A 6,759-nucleotide genomic window follows, 5' to 3' on the forward strand; every position below is an offset into this window, starting at 1 on the left:
CCTGATCAAGAACATCGCGTTCATGTACAAGCGGATGACGGGGAAGGATGCGGAGTCAGCGGAGATTAATGAGACGTTGGAATTGGATAAGTGAATGAGTTGTATTAAAGGCAGCCCACGCGGTTGCTTTTTCTTTTTGGGGCGAGCAGTTGAGTCAAAAACTAAATCTTAAATACACAGGGAAAAGGAGCTGGCGCTTTTAAATTTTTATCTCTGCTTTAACTTGTTTATCAGGACTAATCATCCTTTAAATTCAGAAAAAAATAAAATCCATGTTGACAATTTCAGAATAGACTAATAATATTGACCTGCCATAGAACCAGCGGTTCTATTTTAGAACCACTTCAAAGGGGGAATTCATCTTGCGCGTTGCAACGGATATTGGGGGTACTTTCACTGATTTGGTCTATGTTGACCATGAAGGACTAATCGGGTATGCAAAGGCGAATACGACTCCTTCCAATTTTGAAAGCGGTGTCATCGATGTCATTGAAAAAAGTGGGCTCTCCTCAGATGAAATTGACATGTTTATTCACGGGTCGACTGTTGTCATTAATACGTTGACCGAGAGAACTGGCGTAAAAGTAGGCTTACTAACAACCGCGGGCACACGGGATATCCTTGAAATAGGAAGGGGAAACAGACCGGATCTTTACAATTTCCGTTTTCAGAAACCCAAACCTTTTGTGGAACGGCATTTAAGAAGAGAAGTTCGTGAACGTCTGGATGTAAAAGGAAATGTTATAACGGGACTGTCCAGAGAGGATATCTTACAAGCCCTCGATTATTTCAAAGAAGAAAAGGTGGAAGCCATTGCGGTTTGTTACTTACATGCTTACCTCAACCCCACTCATGAAATAGAAACCAAGCAATTGATTCTGGAAGCGTGGCCTGAAGTCTCTGTTACAGTTTCCAGTGAAATTATTAAAGAATGGAGGGAATATGAGCGCACAAACACGACAGTATTGAATGCTTATGTCAAACCGATTGGGGAGCAGTACATAGATCGTCTGGCGGGCAGGCTCGATAGGCTGGGAGTGACGGACAACCGCTATATTATGCAATCCAACGGCGGGGTCACAACTTTTGGTCATGCCAAAGACGTTCCAATCCATATGGTGGAATCCGGACCGGTGGCCGGTATTTTTGGTGCAGCCATGCTGGGTGAAATGATTGGCGAGAAGAATATCATCGCGTTCGATATCGGTGGAACAACTGCGAAGTGTTCATTAATTGCGAATGGCGAAGTCAAGGTTACCACCAATTACTACATTGAGAAAACGGAGAAAACTGCGGGATATCCGGTGAAGGTACCTGTAGTGGACATAGTGGAGATCGGCAATGGAGGCGGTTCGATTGCCTGGATCGATGAGCTTGGTTCCCTTAAAGTCGGGCCGCAATCCGCAGGCGCTATGCCAGGACCCGTAGCCTATGGAAATGGAGGAAAGCAACCGACGACAACAGACGCAAATCTATACTTGGGCCGGCTCTCAGAGAAGAATTTTGAGAATCCGGTAAATATGGACGAGGTCACACAAGCGATAAACCGATATGTGGCGGACCCTTTCCAAACACCGACTGAAGATGGGGCGATGGGAATCATCGATATCGCAAATTCCAATATGCTGAATGCCCTGAAACTGGTTTCTGTCAGGAAAGGATACGATCCTCAAGAGTTCACTCTCGTTGCTTTCGGTGGAGGGGGGCCGATGCATGCAGCTGAGCTGGCCAAAGAACTCGGTGTCAAAAAGATCATTGTCCCAAATGCCGCGTCTGTATTTTCGGCATGGGGAATGCTGATGACCGACCTTCGTCATGATGACATCCGTACATACAACCGCAATCTGCAAGGCATCGATCTTGGGGAACTCAATGAGACATTGTCAGAGATGGAAACTGAGTCCATGAGGCAATTTAACCAGGAAGGTATGGAGCAGTCCCGTGTCGTGTTTACCAGATACGCGGACTTCCGATATGTCGGGCAGGAACATAGCGTTCAGCTCCCGCTTCCAAGCGGCATCTTAGATGAACGGCAATTTCAAGACATTAAGTCTGAATTTCATGATGCCCATGAAAAGGCTTATAGCTTCCACTTGAAAGAAAATGAGATTGAAATGGTGAACTTGCATCTGGTCGGCCTGGGGAAAGTGAATAAGCCCGTCCTTTCCAGGGTTGAAGCGCATCGTGAGCCCAATAGCAAACCGAAAGAAGTGAGGAATGTTTATTTCCGGGATGGTGGATGGACGGAAGTCCGTGTTTATGACCGGGAGTCCTTGGGTGCCGGTTTTACGGTCGATGGTCCTGCAATCGTGGAAGAACCCAATACTTCCACACTTTTGATAAGCGGTCAGCAGCTGCAGGTAGATCCATATGGGAACCTGATTATCGAAACGGGGGATGAAAAATGACAAAGTCAACAATTAGCCCATTTGTCCTCGAAGTTATCAAAGATTCCCTCATGTCAATCGGGGAAGAAATGTTTCATGCGCTGGCGAGGACATCGATGAGTCCGATGTTTTATGAAGTGCTGGATTATGCTTGCGGCCTGACAGATAAAAACGGCAACCTGATCAGTCAGGGCAATGGCGTGACGAGTTTTATAGGCATGCTCAGCCCGATGGTTCAGCACGTACTCGAGAAGTATGAGGATGGAGAAGGTCTGGAAGAAGGAGATATCATCCTGATCAATGACCCATATGTCGGCGGAGGATCACACCTATCCGATGTGGGTCTGGTGATGCCGATTTATCATGAGGGTGAGCTGGTCGCCTTTTCGGCCAACAAAGGGCACTGGACTGAGCTTGGCGGAAAAGACCCGGGTTCTTTTACCAATGACTCTACGGAGATTTATCAGGAGGGCCTGCAGTTCCCCGGGATTAAGCTATACCAGCGCGGTGAACTGAACAAGGCCATTGTGGAATTGATTGGTGTAAACGTCCGGTTGCCGGATATGTCATTGGGGGATATGTGGGCGCAGGTCGCAGCACTTAAAACAGGCGAAAAGCGTGTCCGCGAACTTTGCCTGAAGTATGAACGCCAAGTGGTCACCGGTGCGATGGAAAAACTCATCATCCAGGCAGAACAATACTCAATGAACGAGCTTTCCAAGTTGCCAAAAGGAACGTTTGAAGCGGAAGACTTTATCGAGGGGGATCCAAACAAGGGGGGGCCATACCCGATCAGGTTGAAAGTAACCATCACAGATAACGAGTTCATCTGCGATTTTCGGGGGTCTCACCCTCAGGTCATGAATCCGGTGAACTGCTCGTATTTTGGGCTATTGGCAAGTGTGCGGGTGATGTTTCTGGCTATTCTTCGTCCGCAATTTAACGTCAACGAAGGACTATTCAAGCCACTCAAAGTCATTACTGATCCAGGTTCAATTGTTTCCGCTGAGAGGCCATCTCCTGTATCCATGAACTTTGAAGCACGGATGGGAGGAGCTGAACTCATCTGGAAGGCACTCGCGCCGGAACTGCCGGACAGGCTGACGGCCGGCCACCTGCTATCTGTTTGCTCCTTCCTTCTGACAGGCTCACATCCTGATACGGGTGAACGGTTCCTGATTGTAGAACCAACTCTTGGGGGATGGGGCGCCGGTGACGAAATGGACGGTCAGCGCGGACAGTTTTGCATGGGTAACGGTGAGACGTATAACATGCCGGTAGAAATTGCCGAGGCCCGTTATGGAGTCCGGGTATCTGATTACCGGCTCCGTTGTGATGGTGCCGGAGCGGGGACATTCAACGGAGGTTCCGGAGTGATTCGAGAATATGAAGTGCTAAGTGATGGGCAGGAAATGACTGCAAGCTTCGGAAGGCACCGCTTTAAACCGTGGGGAATGAAAGGGGGACAGGACGGTTCTTCCAGTTACCTCAGAGTAAACCGGAAAAACGGGGAAGTTGAAGGGCCGTTCGGCGTGGCGACAAGGCTGCGGCTGAACCGCGGTGATAAAGTACAGCTGGTTACCGCCACAGGCGGGGGTTATGGGCCACCGGAGAACCGGAATCCTGAATGGGTCAAATCTGACCTGAAGAATGGCTATATCACAGCTGAACAGGCCAAAACGGTTTATCAGCTTTCGGAAGACGAGTTTAAGCAATATGGAAGATAAGCAGCGTGGGACGACAACCTTGAAGACGCTGGACAATGCATTGTCGGTTCTGGCGGAATTTACATTGGAAACGCCGACTTGGGGACTCCGTGAGCTATCCAAAAAGATGGATATGAATCATACCGTACTGCACCGGATATTGAAGACATTTGAGGAATGGGGATACCTCAGGCAGAATCCGCTGACCAAGGAATATGAACTGGGCCTAAAGATTCTGGAGTTCACAAGTGTGGTCAAGCAACGAATGAAGCTCTCGGAATTCGTCGTTCCGGTCATGCATGAGTTGGTCGATGAAGTCGGGGAGACTGCCTTTTTGACTTTGAGGGATGGGGATAAGGGCGTGACAGTGGAAATCGTGGAATGCGAACGTCCGATTAAATTCAATGTGTCAATCGGAACCCGGACGCCACTTCATGCAGGAGCATCATGCAAAGTGATTCTGGCTTTTATGGACAGGGAGGAACAAATCAATATTCTCCCTGAATCGCTTCAGGCATTTACATCGAAGACGGTAACAGAAAGGGATGCGCTTCTTCGTGACCTGGATGCAATCCGGGATTCCGGTGTGTGTGTGACAAAAGGGGAGTTCTCGGAGGCGGTCTTAGGGATTGCCGTTCCACTCTTTAATACGAGGCGGGACGTGGTTGGTTCACTAACTATTGCAGGGCCTGTCTACAGAATGCCGGACGAAATTGTTCAGGAGCACGCGGAAAAGGTGTTGAACAAAGGGCGGGTTATTCAACAATATATGGATCGGTTTGGTAGCTTTTATTAATCAGAACTACTAGGGGGAAACCGTAATGGTAAGCAGAGATCGGACAGAGTCCAAACACCCGACGATATTTACGCCTTCACTGCTCATTGTGATGGTCGGATTGTCGATTCTGGGCGGAATTATCGGTGTGCAGCTCATCACGTCACTAGGCATTTCCGCCAACACATCAATTGTTGGAGCGGTTTTTGCTATGATTTTGGCAAGAATACCGTTGAAAGCACTTGTGAAATTTAAATCGGTTCATAGCCAGAACTTAGTCCAAACGTCGATTTCTGCTGCTACCTTCGGGGCTGCAAGCAGCCTGATCCTGCCTATTGGTGTTCCTTATGTAATGGGGATGGAACACCTGATCACCCCTCTTTTCATCGGGGTAGCAGTGGCGATGATTGTAGATGCGTATATTCTATATAAAATGTTCGATACGAAAGTCTTTCCGGCTAAAGGAACCTGGCCGCCAGGCGTAGCCACAGCGGAAGCGATTAAAGCGGGGGATGAAGGGGGAAATAGGGCCAAGTTCTTGCTGGGCGGCATTGCCATAGGTATTGTCGGTTCTATCTTGAAGATTCCGATGTCCGCTTTTGGTGTCGCGTTCATCGGTAACATCTGGGCACTCAGCATGTTCGGAATTGGTCTGCTGCTGCGCGGATATTCAGTCCCGATTTTCGGAGTAGATATTAACGACTATTATATTCCCCATGGATTTATGATCGGAGCGGGGATTGTCACACTCATTCAGATTATCGTGCTGATTTTCAAAAAGAAGAAGACAGAAAAACAGGAAGAAAGCTATACAAAAACCGGTAAAGAATTCGGCCAGGCGTTCGGACTGGGGTTTGTTGTGTTTCTCATTATCTCGCTGTTTCTCGCCATTGCCGGCGGACTTTATGCAGATCTGTCACCCGGCATGTTTGTCCTGTTCCTGTTGTATGCCACCATTGCGGCGTTCGCCCATGAATTAATCGTAGGTATTGCCGCTATGCATGCAGGCTGGTTCCCGGCATTTGCTGTAGCTCTGATCACACTAATCTTGGGAATCCTCATTGGTTTTCCCCCGGAAGCACTTGTTCTTCTTGTCGGTTTCAGTGCTTGTACCGGCGTCGCATTTGCGGATATGGGTTACGACTTCAAGACTGGTTATATGCTCCGCGGAAACGGCGAGAACCAAGAGTTTGAACTACAAGGAAGAAAACAGCAACTTTATGCAGCCTATGTCGGATTTTTCGTAGCAGCTATCGTTGTTCTTTTCTCTTTCCAGTCTTACTTTGATCAAGGGCTGATTCCGCCGGTTGATAAGGTCTATGCTGCAACAATTGAATCAGGTATATCCAATGAAGTCGCCAAGCAACTCATGATCTGGGCAATCCCCGGTGCCCTGCTTCAGTTAATCGGAGGTTCCAGACGGCAGATGGGTATTCTATTTGCTACTGGGCTACTTCTAACGTCTCCGCTTGCTGGCTGGGCAGTTTTAACAGGAATCCTAATCCGCTTTAGCATTCTAAGGAGTAAGGCGGCTAAGTATGAGCAACACATGACCATCATGGCAGCGGGAGTCATTGCAGGTGATGCGATTTATAGTTTCTTTAACTCTATTTTGAAGATTGGGAAGTGAGCATAAGATTTGATGTCCAAGTGATGGGACACCGAGTGATAAGATCATATGGTTTTCTAGTTAATGACGGGGAGCGGGAATTAGATTAAAGGGACAAGGGATACTGAACGTTTTTCTCTGGTTCTTCATCAAAAAAGAAACCGATAACAAAGACGTCAACGTCGCTTACGCCGGCAAATCCTATGTCTCCGTCCGGGGACGGGCCGAAATCGTCGAGGACATGGCCAAGAAAAAGGAGCTCTGGAGCAAAGCCTACGAGAA

4 protein-coding genes and 1 pseudogene are annotated in these 6,759 nt (G+C 48.1%); all 5 read left to right on the top strand.

Annotated features, from left to right (window positions below; translation table 11 throughout):
* Positions 1-362: 362 nt before the first annotated feature.
* Positions 363-2,408, top strand: a complete 2,046-nt coding sequence (locus BLT01_RS14870; RefSeq protein ID WP_092099107.1) for a hydantoinase/oxoprolinase family protein — start codon at positions 363-365, stop codon at positions 2,406-2,408.
* Positions 2,405-4,114 (top strand): hydantoinase B/oxoprolinase family protein, encoded by a 1,710-nt coding sequence (locus tag BLT01_RS14875; RefSeq protein WP_092099110.1) that lies wholly within the window; start codon positions 2,405-2,407, stop codon positions 4,112-4,114. The genes BLT01_RS14870 and BLT01_RS14875 overlap by 4 nt, the downstream gene beginning before the upstream one ends.
* Entirely contained in the window at positions 4,104-4,889 is a 786-nt protein-coding gene (locus tag BLT01_RS14880) for an IclR family transcriptional regulator (RefSeq protein ID WP_092099112.1), read from the top strand. Before BLT01_RS14875 ends, BLT01_RS14880 begins: the two co-directional genes overlap by 11 nt.
* A 25-nt stretch (positions 4,890-4,914) precedes the next feature.
* Entirely contained in the window at positions 4,915-6,498 is a 1,584-nt protein-coding gene (locus BLT01_RS14885; RefSeq protein ID WP_092099114.1) for an OPT/YSL family transporter, read from the top strand.
* 115 nt (positions 6,499-6,613) lie between these two features.
* A pseudogene (locus BLT01_RS14890) lies at positions 6,614-6,759 on the top strand (pyridoxamine 5'-phosphate oxidase family protein); the annotation flags it as partial.

Origin of the sequence: Bhargavaea beijingensis, from assembly GCF_900101985.1 — a bacterium.
Classification (GTDB): Bacteria; Bacillota; Bacilli; order Bacillales_A; family Planococcaceae; genus Bhargavaea; species Bhargavaea beijingensis.

What these genes read in the sequence shown, in the direction of transcription:
- BLT01_RS14875 (WP_092099110.1), top strand. Translation starts at nt 2,405, where the DNA reads ATGACAAAGTCAACAATTAGCCCATTTGTCCTCGAAGTTATCAAAGAT.
- BLT01_RS14880 (WP_092099112.1), top strand. Translation starts at nt 4,104, where the DNA reads ATGGAAGATAAGCAGCGTGGGACGACAACCTTGAAGACGCTGGACAAT.
- BLT01_RS14885 (WP_092099114.1), top strand. Translation starts at nt 4,915, where the DNA reads ATGGTAAGCAGAGATCGGACAGAGTCCAAACACCCGACGATATTTACG.